The sequence below is a fragment of the Streptomyces sp. NPDC054765 genome, from assembly GCF_053612065.1.
In genome coordinates this window covers 124431-140461 of record NZ_JBSHBP010000014.1, presented here as the reverse complement: position 1 = coordinate 140461, position 16031 = coordinate 124431, and the positions used below count along the sequence as shown (strand labels likewise).

Below are 16031 nucleotides of genomic sequence, written 5' to 3'. Positions count from 1 at the left end.
GTGGTTGACACCCAGGTCCTTGGCCACCGACGCATACGTCCCGCCCGGACTGGCGTGGTACAGCGCGACGGCGTCCGCCCGGAACTCAAGCGAGTACTTCGACGTCCCCAACGGGAACTCCTGTTCTTCGGATCCTCACGATCCAATGATCAGGGTGTCCACGATCAAGGGGTAACGCCCCTGCACCGGACCTCTTCGGGTGCGAGTCTCTCGGCCTCCAGCAGTGTGTCCACCGCCGCCTCGCGCTGCCCAGCCTGCGTCTGACCCCGGGCAACATCGGCGAGCAAGTGGGCTCTGCGCTCACGCGGCCGATTGTCGAGGGCCTGAGCGGGGATGCCCGCCGTCACCTCCACGGCGTCCGCGCCCTCGGCCAACTGCACGTGCGCGGCGACCCGGTACAAGCTGCAGCTCGTCGTACCGAACGATGTCCACAGCCGGTTGTCGTCCCCGCCGAGGCGGGCGGCGTGCTCGGCGGCCTCGTCGAGGTAGCCGGGAACCGCGCGGGCATGCCGGGCGGGGTTGCGCTCGTCGGCCTCGGCGGCGGCCGCAGCCGCCATGGCTGCCTTGAGGTAGAGCATCCCCAGCACGCTGTAGCCGTCGGGGCCGCTGCGCAGCAGCTCGCCCTCCAGGCGGTGTGCGGCGGCCAGCACGAACTGTGCGGCGGCGGCCGCCTGGCCGTGGTGGGTCATCGCGTCCCCCAGGTGACGCGCGGCGCTCGCCATGATGACCGGGTCCTCGCAGCACTCGGCGGCCGCGACCGCGCGGTGGCCGGCCACGACGGCCAGTTCGCTGCAGCCCCATTTGATGGCAGCAGCCTCGGCCAACTCCAGCGTCAGGGACAGCAGCCGGTACGCCTGCAGCTGGTCGTCACCACGGTGCTGGTGGGCGGCGCGGGTCGCGTCCACCAGCAGCGCGGGAATGGCAGCGCCCAGCTGGGCAAAGCGGCCGGCCTGGAAGCCGCTGCGGGCGTAGGTCAACGCGCGGCGCAGTGCCTCGACTATGACCGGCTCGGCGTCATCGACGGCGCCGGTGATCACGTCATGGCGGTGCAACGCGTTCCGTACGGCGTCCAGTTCGCTCTCGTCGATGCACTCGGCGCCGACGGGCGAGAGCAGCCGCTCCAAGGAGATGCCCAGCCGCAGGGCGGCGGTGGTCATTACCGACAGCTGCGGATCCGCCTGCCGGCGACCGGCTTCCAGCTCCTGCACCCAACGGCGCGACCGATTCATCAGCCGGCCGAACTCGGCCTGCGTCATGCGGCGCCGCTCGCGCCAGTAAGCAATGCGGCGGCCGAAATCTAAGGCGTCCATACGGGCTCCAACGAGCGGAAATGACGATGCACACGCATCGTGTGCACTGTTCTCGGTATACCGCCCTTACCTTCCGTCCATGGCCGAGTCGCGGAACGCAGCAGACGAAAACGGCTGCACGACGTCCCACAGCGTCCTGTACAGCCCCCCAGGGCTCCTCGACGAACACATGCCGCTCGACCGCGAGGCGAACCTGGCGCTGGCCCACGCGGTGCTCGCCACACCGCCGGAGGCCCTGGAGCCAAGGGACTGGGAGCAGATCGTCCTCCAGCTGACGGGGCACGCCCAGGCCGTCGCCGACGACGTGCGTCGGCACTGCCAGGGGCTGCCCAGGGACAGCAGCATGCGGCCGCTCACGGAAATCGTGCTTGCCGAGGCGGGCCGCCGACTGTCGACGCAACCGAAAGACACCGTCGCCTGCGCCAAGAACCGGGCACGTCTCGTACGCGCCCTCTACGAGCGCCTCGACCGGATTGAGCCCGGATGCCGGACCGCCTCCCTGGAAGGACCACCGCTGTGACTGTCCGCTCAGCGCGGAGCTTCCTGGGCCCCTGAGCCACACCTCGAACCTCGCGGATCTCGAAGCCCATCGCTGATCGGGATGCCGTGTTCTGGGAGCTCGTCCCCCAGCGGATCGCCCGTGTCCTCAGCTTTCCGGCCGTGAAATGGAACGGCCCCCCAGGCCATGGACGACGAGGCCCGCTGGGCCACCGCCCGCCGCCTCCTGAACGACGACACCCTCAAGCCCGAAGACCGCCTCGTCGGCCTGCTGTTGCTCCTCTACGCCCAGTGGCCCGCCGCGATCTTGCGGCTCACGGTCGACCACGTAGAGGAGACGGACGGAGCCGTCCGCATCCGCCTCGGCGCCGTCCCAGTCGAGCTTCCCGCACCCATCGCTGAACTCGCCCTCCAGCAGGTCGCGGTACGCCGCAGCCACGCCGTCCTCGCCCGGACAGAGTCACCCTGGCTCTTCCCCGGGGGACAGCCCGGCCGGCCGATCAGTGCCTGGGCCATGGGCGAACGGCTCCGCAAACTCGGCATTCGGCTCGCGGAAGCCCGCTCAACCGCGCTATTCCAGCTCGCCACCGAGCTGCCCGCCGCGGTCCTTGCCCGCACCCTCGGCATCGACATCACCGTCGCGGTCAAGTGGCAGCGAGCCGGCTGCCGGAGACTGGGCCGCCTACGCAGCCGACATTGCCCGTCGCCGCTAGGAAAATGCCTGGTGGATGGAGGCCGTCCCCGCCACAATCCCGGCCATGCCCACAACCAAAGTGCTGGTGATCTGCGGTCCCGCAGGTGTCGGCAAGTCCTCAACCGCCTATGAGATCGCTCGACTGCTCGCCGAGCGGAACATCTCCCACGCTCTGATCGATTCTGACGAACTGGACCGCGTCCATCCCTGGCCACCAGAAGGGCAGGAGCCCAGCGAGCTGGCCCGCCGCAACCTCACCGCACTCTGGGCCAACTTTGCAGCCCTCGGCCACACGCTCCTTCTCATCACAGGCGTGTTCACCACCCTCAGCAGCGAACTTCCCTGGATCTCCGACGCTGTCCCCAACGCCGACATCACCCCCGTCCGCCTGATCGCTGACCTCCCCACCCTCAAGGCCAGGATCTACCGCCGAGAGATCGGCTCAGGCGCCAACGACCAGCTCCGCCGGACGCTCCAGCAGCTCAACCAGATGAGGCAGTCGGACTCGACCGACACAGAAATCATCGACACGAGTGACCAGCACGTCAGCGACACCGCAAAACGGATGATCAACGCATGGCTGGGCAACCCAACCACGCAGCTATAGAGCTATTCAGGCAGTTCCAATACCCGACTCCACCATTAGCGGTCTTCCAGGACGACCTGATCCGGACCTACCGCGGCTTCCTCGACCGCCGGCGGGCCGAACGACCCGTCGAAGAGTACCGGGAGCCCACCGCACAGGAGTGGCGGGACTTCCAGCAGCACTTCGAACTCCGCAAGGTCTCCCTGGGCACCTGCGGGCGCCCCTACGGAACCCCCTGCAAGCACGAGCACGCCTGCATCCGCTGCCCGGTCCTCCAGATCGGCCCACAACAGCGATCCCGACTCATCGAGATCATCCAAAACCTCCGCGAACGCGTCCGCGAGGCCCGCGCCAACGGCTGGCTCGAGAAGTCGAAGGACTCCAAGTGAGCCTCGATGCTGCGATGGCCAAGCTCAACAGCCTCAAGCGCACTTCCATCGACGGCCGGCCGTAGTTGATCGACCTCGGCATGCCGGTCTTCACCGACTCCGCATCCCCGCCTCAGCCAGGAACGGGAAAACCCGGGCCCCGGCCGGAGCAGTCCTGACTGAATGCAGGGCGTCCCAGGGCGTCCCAGGGCGACGGTTCACTCCCGCCGGTTTCGCACCGCAAGCACTGCGCCCGCGAGCCCCGCCACACCCCCACCGATCATGGGCACGACCTGCGCCGACACCTTGTGGTCTACGGCATAGAACCCCAGCTAGACGAAGGCCACGCCGAACCCCACCACGATCACGTGCTCAAGCAGCCGGAAGCCGTACCCCACCCACTGGTCAAGGCGCTCCCGGTGCAGCTGGCGTTCCACGAGGTTCCGCCGCCAAGCGAGGTGGCCCGGGTCGATCTCCTGCCACTTTCGCGCCTCGTCCGCCTCAGGGAATGACGGCATCATCCGGGCGGGTGCGCCGGCGGGCGGTGTGTCCTGGTCAGACATCGGTCGTCCCCCTGTCCGCACCTGAGCTCGGCGACGCGGATGCCACCCGCCGGTCGACCGTCAACAGCACCTCGTCCACGGCCCGTTCGGCGGCGGCGCGGCGCCGGGCCCTCTCCTCGTTGGTCCACCGTGCGGGCGGCGCGAGTGACCTCGCGTACCAGCGCCACACGGGCACCGGTTTCCTCACCCGTGCGCGCCGCCGCGTCAGCGCCACCCGCACTTGTTCGGCGAGCACAGCGAGCCCGACGGCGAACAACGCCCAGGGCAGCAGTGCGACGAAGAAGTCCGACACGTCGCCTGCGGCAACGTAAGCCCGCGCCGCCGCCCAGGCCAACACCACCGTGAGCATCAAAAGGAACAACAACAATGAACTCGAGATGCCAGCGTTGCTGCTCGCGGCCGCGGCCGACTGCATCGCCGTCGGCCCGGACACCGGCGGCTGCAGTCTCCCAATGCGGAGCACCAGCCGCGCCTGGGCCGCTGTCAGCCGTCGCTCAGGGGCCTTGTCCAGCAGCCCCGCGATGAGCCGCCCGAGTTCGCCGATGCCGCCGAGGGGCGGCGGCTCATCGTTCACCACGGCTGCCAGCGTCGCCCAGACGTCGTCCCTGTGAAATGGCGGGCGCCCTGTGACGAGTTGGTGGAGAATCGCTCCTAGCGAGAACAGGTCGTTGCTCGGCTCCTGGGGCGCACCACGCACCCTCTCGGGGGCGATGTAGTCCGCGCCGTCGACGATCAACCCGTCGTGCTCGATGGTGTCGGAGGCATCGTCCCGCACCATGGCGCCGATGCCTGGCAACAGCATCCATCCCCCCTCGGACATAAGGATGTTGGCGGGTCGAACATCCCCGTGGACGAACCCGGCCTCGTGCAGTGCCGCCAGCGCGTCAAGCAGCGCCTTCGCGACCTCTCGCACCCGCCCGTCGGACATCTGGCTGTTCTCGGCCAGGTACTCGGCGAGAGAAGGACCGGAGATGAGTGGCATGACGTACCACACCACTCCGTCCGCCTCCACGAGGTCGTACACGGTGACGAGGTTCGGCTGGTGCAGCGCGGCGACCGCACGTGCGAACCGCCTCGCTCCCACCTTCCCCCGGCCCGACGACCTCACCGCCACCCAGCGTGTGAGGTCTCACTGATGCTGCGGTAGCCATGCGGCTCTGACCTGCCATCCCGCTGGTGCGTTGAGACGGTTCTGAGGGGCGTTTCAGAGCTTGAGGCACGTCTGTATTGGGATCCTGCAGGTTGGTTGAGACTGCCGCAGATGCTATGAGAACGCCTACAGGCCCCTCGTTGATAGGGCGGAGTCACGGACGTTCATGATCTGCCGAGGGGCTCCTGCCGGTTCCTCGCAGTCGCCAGACGCCCTGGGACCAGGGCCGAAATGGCCGCTCATCACGCCTTCAGCATCACCACGGAGGCGCCGGTCTACTTCTGCGACCCCGGCAGCCCCTGGCAGCGTGCTCGACCGAGAACACGAACGGCCTCCTGCGGCAGTACTTCCCGAAGGGCAGTAGCCTGTCCGGCCATACCCGCGAACACTTCGACACCGTCGCCGCCGAACTCAACAGCCGCCCACGCAAGACGCTCGACCGGGAAACCCCAGCCGAGCGTCTGTCTAAACTGCTGGCCACCACATGTCAGTGATCACGTGTTGCAACGGCCCCTGGAATTGCCCAAGCTGACGGGACATCATGAATGATCGAGGCTAACCCGCTCGTGCCGCCGCGGCGGCCGCCCTCCGTGTGCCTGTCGGAGCGCCAACAGCAGCCGCAGCCTCAGATACCCTCGATGACCAGCCTGGGGCGATCACCGTCGGTCTCCGAGATTCGCTCCTCGAGGAGAGCGATTTTGTTGTTGAGAGGATCAGGCATGTTCGGCCACACGTCGACCTTGATACTGACCTGGACACGGGGCGCCTTGAGCGCGACCGCTTCTGTAGCGCGCTTGATGACACTCATGACCTCGTCCCACTCACCCTCGATCATGGTGTACATGGAATCCGAGCGGTTGGGGAGTCCGGATTCACGGACAATCTTCACCGCCTCCGCGATGTAGTCCGCGACAACTTCCTCCACACCCATGGGCGTCAAGGCGAAAGCAACGAGCACAGCAGTGAATCCCCTCTAGTGATTCGGGCCGGACAGCATGGCCCGGTATTCGTGGACGATCGGTGATCGGTAGGCGGCGGCGATCCGCAGTAGGTAGCTGGTTTCCTCGGAGAGGTCCTGAGCTCCGCCCCCGGCAAGGTTCAGCGACTGGGCCATGGGGGCCTGGCCGGTGCGCCGGGAGTGCAGGGCCGCGGTGAGCCAGCAGGCGGTGATGTGCGTATCAGCCAAGTGATCAGGGACGGCCTGGTCAATGATGTGCCGGCGTACCTGGTCGACGGTGGCCTGCGTGACATAGCTGCGCAGTACGATCATGGCGTCCCTGATCTCGATCACTCTGCGGTACAGGCGCAGTTGGATCGGGATCGCTGCGGCACGCAGGCGGTTGCCTGGCGCGAGGACGACGTCGGGAGCGGCGGCGACCAGGTCCCGCCACAGCGGGGCCAGGCTGCGATGGGACCTGTGGTACCGCAACAGGTCCCGCATCTGTATCAGGAACGGCAATGCCACACCGGCTGCGATGAAAAGCGCCTCGGCGCCGGTGACGGGCGAGAACAGCGGGGCGAAGACTGTTGAGCGGGTGCCGAGGTAGCCGAGTTTGAGCACCCATAACAGAGTGGCCAGCAGCATGCCAGTGCCGAACAGCCGCAACCCGTACCGCAGAGAGTGAGGGATGCTGTCCTGACGGCTGTGCCGCCAGCACACCAGCCCGCAGGTGGTGTCCGCGGTCAGGTGGAAGGTGAAGAAGATCCACCAGTAGGCATCCGGGACGCTGAGGGTGTTCGGCGAGGGAGCGATCTGGTTGCGAGCATGCGGGGCAGCACCGATGTCGAGGAGCACCAACGCGATCATGACCGCGAGAGCGGCGCCGAACACCAAAGCCGTACGCCGGTGGCGCCCTGCTGCTTGCAGGATGAACCACAGCACGGCGGTGCCGTCGACGATGCTGAACAGATGGGTGGTCAGATCGATCCAATGGGCGCTGGGGACCAGGCGGGCCAGCACCGCGGTTACTGGGTCAAGATGCATCGACATGGCCAGTGCGATCATGATGATCGCGAACCACAAGGGGCGCTGCTCCCTGCTGCGGATGCCTTGCGGGGCCCGTACTAAGGCCACCGCCCACAGCGCGATGATTCCGGTGTCCTCTAGCCCTGTGAGCACGATGATCCTCGGTGGCGGGCTCCGCGCAGCCCCATCGCGGATTCCAGCCCGCCCAGCATTCCCGACAGCAGGGTCGGGGAGGGAAGACGGTCGGCGCTCTCCAGGATCAAGCTGGCGATCATCTCCGCCTCCTGTTCCTGCTCGTCGGAGTAGCGGGAGCGAGGCAGGGCATGCCGGATGGAGACCGGGTCCGCAAGATCGATCCGCCGGTACAGCTGCTGTTCCCCACCGATGGACCGGTGGCCACACACCAGGTGTCCGATCTCGTGCAGGATGATGTGCTCCTGGTGCAAGGGGCTGGTCTGGCCGTCATACAGGACGAAGTCCTCGTGCTCGGTCGCCAGCCAGATACCGCTCGGCATATCAGGGACGACCGGTGTGGGCAACGGCCTTAGGCGCAGGGGACGGTCTCGCTCCACGGCGAGCCGAGCGCACAGTTCCGGGGCGGAGAAGGGCGCGGGCATCGGAAGCCCGTCAATCACCCCCTGGCATCGACGGCGCAATCTCCTCCAGCGCATCGTGGTCGGCTCTCCAGCGATTGTTGGATCGGAAGGACACAGGACCTGGTAGCGGCGTCCCTTCATGGTGTCGCCGGGAGACCTAACTCCGCTGCCATGCCGAGCACGTGACAGGCACGGGGCGGGGGCACCGCAAGGGCCTGGGAGGCGCTGGGGCAGAGCCGGAAGCCGTGGGAGAAGTTGCTGAGTAACATCGCAAACTCCTTTTCTGCGTGGGCCTTTGAACGCCACCGACCGTCGATCGTAGATCGCGTCCGTCATCACCAACCAGATCCACGCCGCAAGACTGGCCGGTTTTGAACCTGCGCCTTCCACCGTCCACGACGCTCGGGGCCACGTGTCCTTGGCACGGGCGAGCGTCCACAGCTCCCGCTCACTTGGCTGGAAACTTCTCCTGTCATCGAAGGAAGGCCAGCCAGAGCACATGAACCGCGCGACTCCAGCGTCAAAGTGCGTGACACCGCCACTTGATCACCGTCGTGGGTCCGGGCACTCTGCGAAGCGGAGCGCAGCGAGAACCCGCCGCGTTGCGGTCGCGGGCGTACCTGCGTATCCGCCACCCCGCCTGTGCTACGCGAACCGTACCGGTGACCACCTCACCCGTTGCTTCAGGCGCGAATCGTTGAACCTTTTCGGCCTTCCTCTCCTTATCGGGGCACCCGGCATCGCCTGCAGGGCCTGATGGTGCCCTCGGCCACCGATTAGTTCCGTGCGCAATGACGCGAGGTAGTCGGCATCGGCCAGTAACTTGCCGTCCGGCCAGCACAGCGGACCTGTGCTGCCATGGACTCCAGCTAGGCGGGTGACCGACCCTGCAAACTGCGCCTGCGGCGCCCTCGTACCCCCGAGGCCAAAGTGCAGGCTCGTTCCAGCGGCCCGAAGATGGCTGAGTGCCTACGGTTGAGATGCGGTCGGCGAAACTATTGTTGCCACTCTGATTACAGAGGCGGATGCCGCCGCCTACGATCTACCTTTATGACCAACCATCGGCCGAAGTCGGCAGCGTCGCCCGCGCAAGGGACTGATACTGCCAAGTTGTTCGGGCGTCGTCTGCAACGTCTGGTGGACCTTGTGCACCCCGAGGGCCGGCAGTGCTACACCGACTCGGAAATTGCCGCACAGGTCGGAGTGAGCGCCCAGTACATCCGCAAGCTACGCAATGGGAAGTCCGTCCCCTCCGTAGAGAAGGCGCAGAGCCTTGCTGAGCTCTTCGCGGTCGAGCATGTGGACTACTTCCTCAAGCCGGACGACGACCCTTCCGTCCTCACGGTCGAACACCGGCTGGGAACTCTCGAAGACGGCCGTGCCGAACGGAAGCCAGCCACCGACGCTGTCGCCGCACGGCCCGAGATGATGAATGCGGACACGGAGCTCTGGCGTCGGCTCCAAGAGGAGCACGGGGTCAAAGAGATCGCGATGCGCGCTGGACAGCTCTCACCAGAGGCTCGTATGGCTGTGCTGGGCGTCGTGAACCAGCTGTTCCAAAGCGAGAAGGGCGCGGCCCCTCCCACGCGGCCATGAGCTCAGGCCCCATGGGCCAGGGGAACACGTGATCAGCAAGACGGATGAGACGGGGGAGTCTTGTGGCTAGGAAACAGTTGCGGCTATGGGCTGCGGTGGACCCTAAGCTGAATCTCACGGTGCTGACAGCGTCTGCGTCCCACTGGCTTTCCGCGCTGAGCCTGCCGGAAGTGCACGAGGAGGCGGTGGACTCGGGTCTCGCCTACCCCTGCTGCGCCTTCCACGTTCCGCGCGGCGCTGAGACGTATCTAGTAGGCCACGTACGGCCCGATGTCCACCAGCCGGCTCCCGGCCAGACCGCTACGCTCATGCCCATCGAAGAGGGGCGACGGCTTGTAACGCTTGCCGGTATCTGTGGCGGCCGTTCACCCGAGGACGCCAGCTGGCTCGAGCCATCCGCCCGCTCGCGCCTTGCCGAGGTTGATGAAAGCCTTCGCCCCGCTCACCAACCTGCTCAAACCGCGGGTAGCGCTCGCGGTACTGGTGGGCCCGGGGCGGCCTCAGCTGCCGAGTGCTCCCCTGACCGACGACGAGAAACGGTGCGACAAGGCCCAGCTTGCCGCTGCTACTCGCTGAAGAAAAGCAGCGGTATCTCAAGACCGACCGGAGCAGTGTCCTCCTCACCTCAGGAGGTATTTATGTTGAGCTGACGTGTGGGCGGCACCGTCCTTACTCTGGGACTTATGCCGCCCGGCCGTGGATCGGGTGCGCCAACACCAGATCACTTACGGCCTCTACGCCACCACTCGGCTTCCACCGCCGAGTGAGGATCCGACCGCTTGGGCCGGACCTGTCGTTTTTCACCGAACCGAAGCCCTGCCAGGGACTTCGCCCTTTCCGCTTACCGCTTCCCGGAAGGTGTATCTATGGTGCAGCATCATGCCGCCGTTTACCAGCGCGCCGATGACCGTATCGTTTCGCCCTCTTTACTGCCTTTTCCTGTTGATTGCCGAGACTTGGAGAACGCAGCGACCAACAGCACGGGGGCCGCTCGGTGAAGGCCGCTCGACACCCTGCGAACCCGACGAGGCCCACTTTATCTCGCAGTGGGGAAGAAGCTCAGGCGGAGCCGACGCGCGAACGAGGCGTTGGCGATCCGCTGGAACTCGGGCACGGCATACGATGCCGCTTGTATACCGCGGTCAGTGCTCTGCTGAGGGATCCCGCTCTCAGGGGCAAAGCCGATGCGGTGCGGCTGGCCGCGATCGTGCTGGCCGCCAAGACGAGTGCCGCCACCGGGTACGCCGCCATCTGCGCCCGCGATCTGAGCTGGTGGCTGGGCTGTCGGACTCCCTCATCGGGTCAAACGGTTCTTTCAATGCCGTCACAGCGCCACACTGCGGCGGCACCAGGGGGAGGATGTCATGAGAGCTGACATAAACGTGGCCGAGGCCCGGAGCGGAGACACGGATCCACCTGTGCGCGAGACCACCGCACTCGATCGCATGGTTCACCCGGCGCCGACGCAGACGTACTTCGGGATCCTCGGGCCGCTGGAGATCACCTCCGGCGACCGCGCGGTGCAGGCCAGCGAGGTCACGCCCGCGCGCGTGCTCGGCGCCCTGCTGGTGGAACGCCGCCACGTGGTCCCGGTGCACCGGCTGGTGGCCATGGTGTGGGACGACGACCCGCCGGACACGGCCCTGCACCAGATCCGTAAGGCCGTGTCCACCCTGCGGGGCAGGCTCCCCGGAGGCAGCCATCTGATCGTCACCGCCGCCGGCGGCTACCGGATCGATGTCGAGGAACACCAGGTGGATGCGGGCCTCTTCGCCATCCGGCTGCGCCGCGCCGGTGAGGCTGAGGCGGCCGGGCTGCTGGAGAACGCGCTGGCCGAGTACCGCGCGGCCCTGCGACTGTGGCGCGGGCCCGCCCTCCAGGGGCTGGGCGGCCCCATGATGGCGCGCGCCACCCTCGAACTGGCGGAACTCCGGGTGCGTTCCGCCGAAAAGTTCCTGGAACTGCGGGCCCGACTTGGTGAGTCCGCCTCTCTCGTCGGGGAGATCCGGGCCTTGATCGAAGAACAGCCGCTGCGGGAATCCCTGCGCCACCAGCTCATCCTCGCGCTCTACCGTTCGGGCCGGCAGGCGGAGGCGCTGGACGAGTACTCCACTGTCCGCACCCTGCTCGCGGACGAGCTGGGCATTGCGCCCGGCGCCCGGCTCGTCGCGCTCCACGAGGCCGTCCTCCGACAGAGCCCCGCGCTGGATCTGCCTGCCCCGGCCGAGCCTCCCCTCCCGGCGGTGGCCCCGCGGTTTGCCCCGCCCGACTGCCCGCCGAGCACGCTGCCGTACGGCATCGCCGATTTCACCGGCCGTAAGGAAGAGCTGCGGCGACTGCTTGCCTTGATCCGCGCGGACACCGGTGGCGGCACCCGGATCATCACCGTGGACGGCATGGGGGGGTCGGGCAAGACGGCGCTGGTCGTCCGGGTGGCGCACCAACTCGCCGAAGAGTACGAGGACGGGCAGCTCTACGTCGATCTGCGCGGCCATACCCCCGGCTTCGCGCCCAGGGAGAGCAGCGACGTCCTCGGCCATCTGTTACGCGTGATGGGGGTGCCCGATGAGGAAGTACCCGAGGAGGTGCAGGGCCGGGTGGCACTGTGGCGCTCGATCACTGCGCAACGCCGGCTGCTGCTGGTCTTGGACAACGCCGTGAGCCCCGAGCAGGTACGGCACCTGATACCCGGCTCGCCCCGCTGCCTCGTGCTGGTGACCAGCAGGGTCCGGCTCGTGGAACTCGCCGGCGCCGCTTGGCTGACGCTTGGGGTGCTGCCAGAGGCCGACTGCGCCGAACTGATGACGCGTGCCCTGGGCGGCGAGCGGGCAGGTGCGGAGTCCGAGGCGATGGCCGAGCTGGTCCGGCTGTGCGGCAGGCTGCCGCTGGCCCTGCGCATCGCGGCGGCCAGGCTCGGCCGCCGCCCGGAGTGGAGCATCCAGCACATGGCCACCTTGCTGCGGGACGAGAGCCGCAGGATGCGGGAGCTGCGCTCGGGGGGGCACAGCGTCAGCATCGCACTGGCGCTGTCGTACGACTCGATGCCCGCTCCGCTACGCACCGCCGTCCGGCTCCTCGCCCGGCATCCCGGGCCTAGCTTCTCGCGGCTGTGCGCGGCGTCCCTGCTCGCGCAGGCGCCGGAACAGACCGACGAGGTACTTGAACACCTGCTGGACGCTCATCTACTGGAGCAGCGGACCTGGGACAGCTACGGCCTGCACGATCTCGTCCGCAGTTTCGCACTCAGTCTCCCGCCGGACGACGAGAACGGTGCCGAGGCCCAGCACACGGCCTGTGAACGGCTTCTTCACTATTACATGCACACCGCGGAGCTCGCTTGCGAGGTGCTGTTTCCCGGCCGGTACGAGCACGGCCTCACAGTGCCGGTGCCGCCGCAGCCGACGCTGCCCGCCTTCGTGGACCGGGTAGAGGCCCAAGAATGGTTCGACACCGAGCACGCCGCACTTCTCGCGGTGTTGGCGGTGGGGCGCCACGCCGGGCTCCACCGCCACACCGCCGTGCTCGCGCGCAGCTTTGCCTTTTACCTGTACAGCCGGGCCTACTACGACGACTACCGCACGGCGGGGCAGTTCACAGTGGCTGCCGCGCGAGAGCTGGGCTCCGGGGCCTTGCTGTGCGTCTCGCTGACCAACCTGGCCGTGGCGCACTGGCAGTGCGACGAATACTCGTCGGCCGCCGACGCCCTGGAAGAAGCGCTTGAGCTGGCAGGCCAGGCCGGTGACCGGCAACGGGAGGCAGTGGCGCTGAGCAGGCTGGGGATCGTGCGCTGGAGTCTGGGCCGATTCCATGACGCGCTGGATTCCTATCGCGCGGCGCTCGCCCTCCATCGCAGGCTCGGCAGCGAGCGCGAGGCGGCCGAGACACTGGGCAACGTCTGCGCGGTGCTCACCGCGCTCGGCCGTACCACGGATGCCGTCTCCACGGGCGTCGAGGCGGTGGCGCTTGCCCGGCGCATCGGCGACCGGATGGTAGAGGCGTCTGTCCTGACCGAACTCGGCCAGGCCCACGCTCGGTGCGGCGAGGACAACGAGGCGGTGCGCTGCCTCGATCGTGCCCTAGTCCTGGCCGAGTCCGTACAGGCCCCGGCCAAGGAGTCCGCCGCGCTTCTCTGTCTCGGTGAGGTACGGCTGGACGCAGGCCGTACGGAGGAGGCGGAGCGGTGCGCCGAGCGGGCCCTGGAACTGGCACAGGGACAGGGGACGCGGATCCGGCGGGCGATGGCGGAGAACCTGCTCGGCCGGATCCATCTCGCGCGCGGGGACGCAGAATCGGCGCTCGCGTTCCACTACCGGGCCCATGCACTGACGGCGGCGGTCGAGATGCGGCCCGAGACCGCCCGGGCGCTGGCGAGTTCCGTCGACGCGCTGCGGGCCTTGGGTCGAGTGGAGGAGGCGGCAACCCAGAAGGCGGAGGCGGATCGGCTCTTCGACGTCATGGGTGTCCCGGCGGAGGCACGACCCGGCGCCCGGGCCTGATGGCGGGTCAGCCGCCCCCACCGGTCGGGTGCACATTCTCGCCATGGCTCCGGAGGCCGGGTCACCGCTGCCGGACGCCGTATGTCCAGGGCGTCCGGCAGCAGTGCCCCGGCCTGCCGCGGGCCGTGCCGGTCAGCGCTGCGGGGCGCCGGCCGGTGTCATGCGGACTCCATGGGGACGGCGTGGACCGCGCTATCGTAGGAACTGCACAGGAAGCGCCCACCGTCGGCGTCGTACACGATCGAGGAGATGCCGGCCGTCGTCGGCCGCAGCACCGCGGACCATTCGGCCTTCACTCGGTCGTAGACGGCCACCATTCCGTTGTAGCCACCGGTGGCTACGAACCGACCGTCGGTGGACGCCGCGACGCTCTTGATGGAGTGGTCGTGTGGGCTCTCCACCGTCTCGGCCTCGGTCCCGGACCAGATCCGCAGGCGCAAGTCCCGGCTGACGCTGGCGAAGACACCATCGCCCAGCCCCGCGCAGCCGTTGGCGATCTTGTCGTGGGCCGCGGGCACACGCCAAGACGGGCTCAGGGTGTGGGTGGAGAACCAGGCGGCTTCTGCGTCGGCGGACACGGACAGGATCAAGTCACCCGAGACCGCCACACCCTTGACCGCGTTCTGGTGCAGCGGCAGCGTCACCTCGTGGCGCAGCATGCCCTCGTCCGTAACGGAGAAGACCAGCCCCTCGCCCGTGTAGGTGCCGACGACAAGGTGGGGGCGTCCGTCACGCTCGAAGGCCACCCCGCAGTTCAGCGGCGACCTGTGCTGGTGCAACACCTCCCCAGTGAAGGCGTCGAAGAGCGTGCCCATCTGACCGCCCGTGATCACGAAGGGCCCAACTTCCGTGAGGAAGTTACACAGGCTCCCGGTGCGCGACCGCTCCTCGCCGTCCTGCCACAGCACTCCCGCGTCTCCGATGGTCAGGGTTGTCCCGTGGTAGGGCAGCACCGCGTTGAACCCCGGCGTCGGCTCGATGCCGCCGACGTCCCAAGCGCTGTCCTCCACGCTGTAGGTCGCGTAGGAGGAGCCGAAGGTTGCGAAGACGAGCGTGGTGTCGTTGAGGAAGGCGCACGAGCGCGGCCACACCGCGCTAGGCAGAGTGGACGAGGCCACCTCGGTCAGACCGCCAGCGATGTTCCACACTCGCAGGGTGCGGTCGTAACTGAGGCTGACCAGCAGACCGCGCGCAGCGTTGAGGACGAGTCGCTTGATGCCGGCGTCGTGGGCCAGGTGGGTCATCGTGCCCCGTTCGTCAACGACGATGATCTCCCCGTCGTCGTTGCCCGCGTAGACCGTGCCATCGGTGGCCAGGGCGACGGTATCGGTCTCCACGCCGCCGAGGTCGATGTCGGCGACCATCGTGCCGGTGTCCACGGACCACCGCTTGATGGTGCCATCGTCGCTGGAGGAGACCAGCTCATGTCGGTTCCCACTAGCCCACTCCACGGAGATCACGTCGGCGGTGTGTCCCGCGAAGACGGCCTTGAGGCTGCCGTCCAGCCCGTAGACCCGGACCCGGTGGTCGCGCGACGCGGTGGCGATCAGCGGCTCGGATGGGTGGAAGACCGACATCTCCACGTCGTCCTCATGGTCGGAGAACACCGCCAGCAGCCGTAGCTCGGGCAGGGACCACAGCCGGGCGGTGTAGTCGCTGGACGAGGTCAGCAGGTGTCGGCCGTCCGAGCTGAAGGCCACCTGGTTGGCGAGGTGGTCGTGGGTGCTGCGAGCGACCGGGGTCTTGTCTGCGGCGTTCCAGAGGATGACCTGGTTGTCGTAGCCAGCGGTGGCCACATAGGTGTCCTGGTAGGCGGCGATGCCGCTGATGGGGCCGCGGTGACGGATCACGGATCGTACTCCTAAGTTGAGGTGAAGGGCGGAAGGCGGAGGTCAGGTGAGCGGAACGGTGTCGGCCGAGGGCTCTGCCTCGCGGGTGACGACCGTGGGACCGTGTTCGGTGGCCAGCACGGAACGGGTGTGGTGCGGGACCTGCACTCTCTGAACGGAACTCTGCACGGCGAAGGCGCCGGTGAGCAGGGCGGGCAGGGCAAAGGCGGTGACGGGGAGACGCTTGAGCATGATGACCTGCCAAGAAGGAGAGATACGAATACAAGGCGAAGAAGTGCGAAGAGAGACCAGGCGGCCCGAGGGTGTGGGAGACGTCCGCTCGGGACGGAAGTGAGCTTCACGGGACGACCTCCCCGCT

General features: G+C 67.7%; 15 protein-coding genes and 1 pseudogene. 7 read left to right on the top strand and 9 right to left on the bottom strand.

Translation table 11 applies throughout. The annotated features are described in order from the left end of the window. Together ACWGJY_RS12335 and ACWGJY_RS12330 are read right to left on the bottom strand one after the other, a co-directional pair. Positions 1–111 (bottom strand): transposase (locus ACWGJY_RS12335; RefSeq protein WP_453260723.1); only part of this gene is annotated, 111 nt, incomplete at its 3' end. Positions 112–164: 53 nt separating this feature from the next. Further along, positions 165–1310, bottom strand: a complete 1146-nt coding sequence (locus ACWGJY_RS12330; RefSeq protein ID WP_453260718.1) for a helix-turn-helix transcriptional regulator — start codon at positions 1308–1310, stop codon at positions 165–167. Positions 1311–1389: 79 nt separating this feature from the next. Here ACWGJY_RS12330 and ACWGJY_RS12325 point away from each other — a divergent pair, with 79 nt between their 5' ends. The 4 genes from ACWGJY_RS12325 (at position 1390) to ACWGJY_RS12310 (ending at position 3477) form a co-directional block, all read left to right on the top strand. Then, positions 1390–1830, top strand: a complete 441-nt coding sequence (locus tag ACWGJY_RS12325; RefSeq protein ID WP_453260717.1) for a DUF6415 family natural product biosynthesis protein — start codon at positions 1390–1392, stop codon at positions 1828–1830. 165 nt (positions 1831–1995) lie between these two features. After that, on the top strand, positions 1996–2634 hold the full coding sequence (locus ACWGJY_RS12320; RefSeq protein WP_453260716.1) for a hypothetical protein: 639 nt from the start codon (positions 1996–1998) through the stop codon (positions 2632–2634). Then, the gene (locus ACWGJY_RS12315; RefSeq protein WP_453260715.1) at positions 2567–3109 is read left to right on the top strand and encodes a hypothetical protein; all 543 of its coding nucleotides are present in this window, start codon (positions 2567–2569) and stop codon (positions 3107–3109) included. Before ACWGJY_RS12320 ends, ACWGJY_RS12315 begins: the two co-directional genes overlap by 68 nt. After that, the gene (locus ACWGJY_RS12310) at positions 3079–3477 is read left to right on the top strand and encodes a hypothetical protein (RefSeq protein ID WP_453260714.1); all 399 of its coding nucleotides are present in this window, start codon (positions 3079–3081) and stop codon (positions 3475–3477) included. Before ACWGJY_RS12315 ends, ACWGJY_RS12310 begins: the two co-directional genes overlap by 31 nt. Before the next feature lie 311 nt (positions 3478–3788). On the opposite strand, the gene ACWGJY_RS12305 is transcribed toward ACWGJY_RS12310, so the two are convergent. Together ACWGJY_RS12305 and ACWGJY_RS12300 are read right to left on the bottom strand one after the other, a co-directional pair. After that, positions 3789–4019: a hypothetical protein gene (locus tag ACWGJY_RS12305; RefSeq protein WP_453260713.1), complete on the bottom strand. Its 231-nt coding sequence runs from the start codon at positions 4017–4019 to the stop codon at positions 3789–3791. Beyond that, a complete protein-coding gene (locus ACWGJY_RS12300; protein ID WP_453260712.1) occupies positions 4012–5103 on the bottom strand; it encodes a protein kinase domain-containing protein in 1092 nt (363 codons plus the stop codon). Before ACWGJY_RS12300 ends, ACWGJY_RS12305 begins: the two co-directional genes overlap by 8 nt. A gap of 251 nt (positions 5104–5354) precedes the next feature. Here ACWGJY_RS12300 and ACWGJY_RS12295 point away from each other — a divergent pair. Continuing rightward, positions 5355–5663, top strand: a pseudogene (locus tag ACWGJY_RS12295) (IS30 family transposase); the annotation flags it as partial. A gap of 131 nt (positions 5664–5794) precedes the next feature. Here the strand turns inward: ACWGJY_RS12295 and ACWGJY_RS12290 are convergent. Genes ACWGJY_RS12290 through ACWGJY_RS12280 form a run of 3 tightly spaced genes read right to left on the bottom strand, consistent with a single transcriptional unit; the run spans position 5795 to position 7650 of the window. Continuing rightward, positions 5795–6127, bottom strand: coding sequence for an MTH1187 family thiamine-binding protein (locus tag ACWGJY_RS12290; protein ID WP_453260711.1), 333 nt, complete (start codon positions 6125–6127; stop codon positions 5795–5797). A gap of 15 nt (positions 6128–6142) precedes the next feature. Continuing rightward, entirely contained in the window at positions 6143–7288 is a 1146-nt protein-coding gene (locus ACWGJY_RS12285) for an MAB_1171c family putative transporter (RefSeq protein ID WP_453260710.1), read from the bottom strand. Continuing rightward, complete coding sequence (locus ACWGJY_RS12280) at positions 7273–7650, bottom strand: hypothetical protein (RefSeq protein ID WP_453260709.1); 378 nt, start codon at positions 7648–7650, stop codon at positions 7273–7275. Before ACWGJY_RS12280 ends, ACWGJY_RS12285 begins: the two co-directional genes overlap by 16 nt. A 1131-nt stretch (positions 7651–8781) precedes the next feature. On the opposite strand from ACWGJY_RS12280, the gene ACWGJY_RS12275 reads away from it, so the two are divergent. Next, the gene (locus ACWGJY_RS12275; protein WP_453260708.1) at positions 8782–9327 is read left to right on the top strand and encodes a helix-turn-helix domain-containing protein; all 546 of its coding nucleotides are present in this window, start codon (positions 8782–8784) and stop codon (positions 9325–9327) included. Positions 9328–10691: 1364 nt separating this feature from the next. Then, positions 10692–13823 carry a BTAD domain-containing putative transcriptional regulator gene (locus tag ACWGJY_RS12270; protein WP_453260707.1) on the top strand — a complete coding sequence of 1044 codons (3132 nt, stop codon included), beginning with the start codon at positions 10692–10694 and terminating at the stop codon, positions 13821–13823. Between the two features lie 158 nt (positions 13824–13981). On the opposite strand, the gene ACWGJY_RS12265 is transcribed toward ACWGJY_RS12270, so the two are convergent. Together ACWGJY_RS12265 and ACWGJY_RS12260 are read right to left on the bottom strand one after the other, a co-directional pair. Next, positions 13982–15673 carry a WD40 repeat domain-containing protein gene (locus ACWGJY_RS12265; RefSeq protein WP_453260706.1) on the bottom strand — a complete coding sequence of 564 codons (1692 nt, stop codon included), beginning with the start codon at positions 15671–15673 and terminating at the stop codon, positions 13982–13984. 42 nt (positions 15674–15715) lie between these two features. Then, on the bottom strand, positions 15716–15904 hold the full coding sequence (locus ACWGJY_RS12260; RefSeq protein ID WP_453260705.1) for a hypothetical protein: 189 nt from the start codon (positions 15902–15904) through the stop codon (positions 15716–15718). Positions 15905–16031 lie beyond the last annotated feature (127 nt).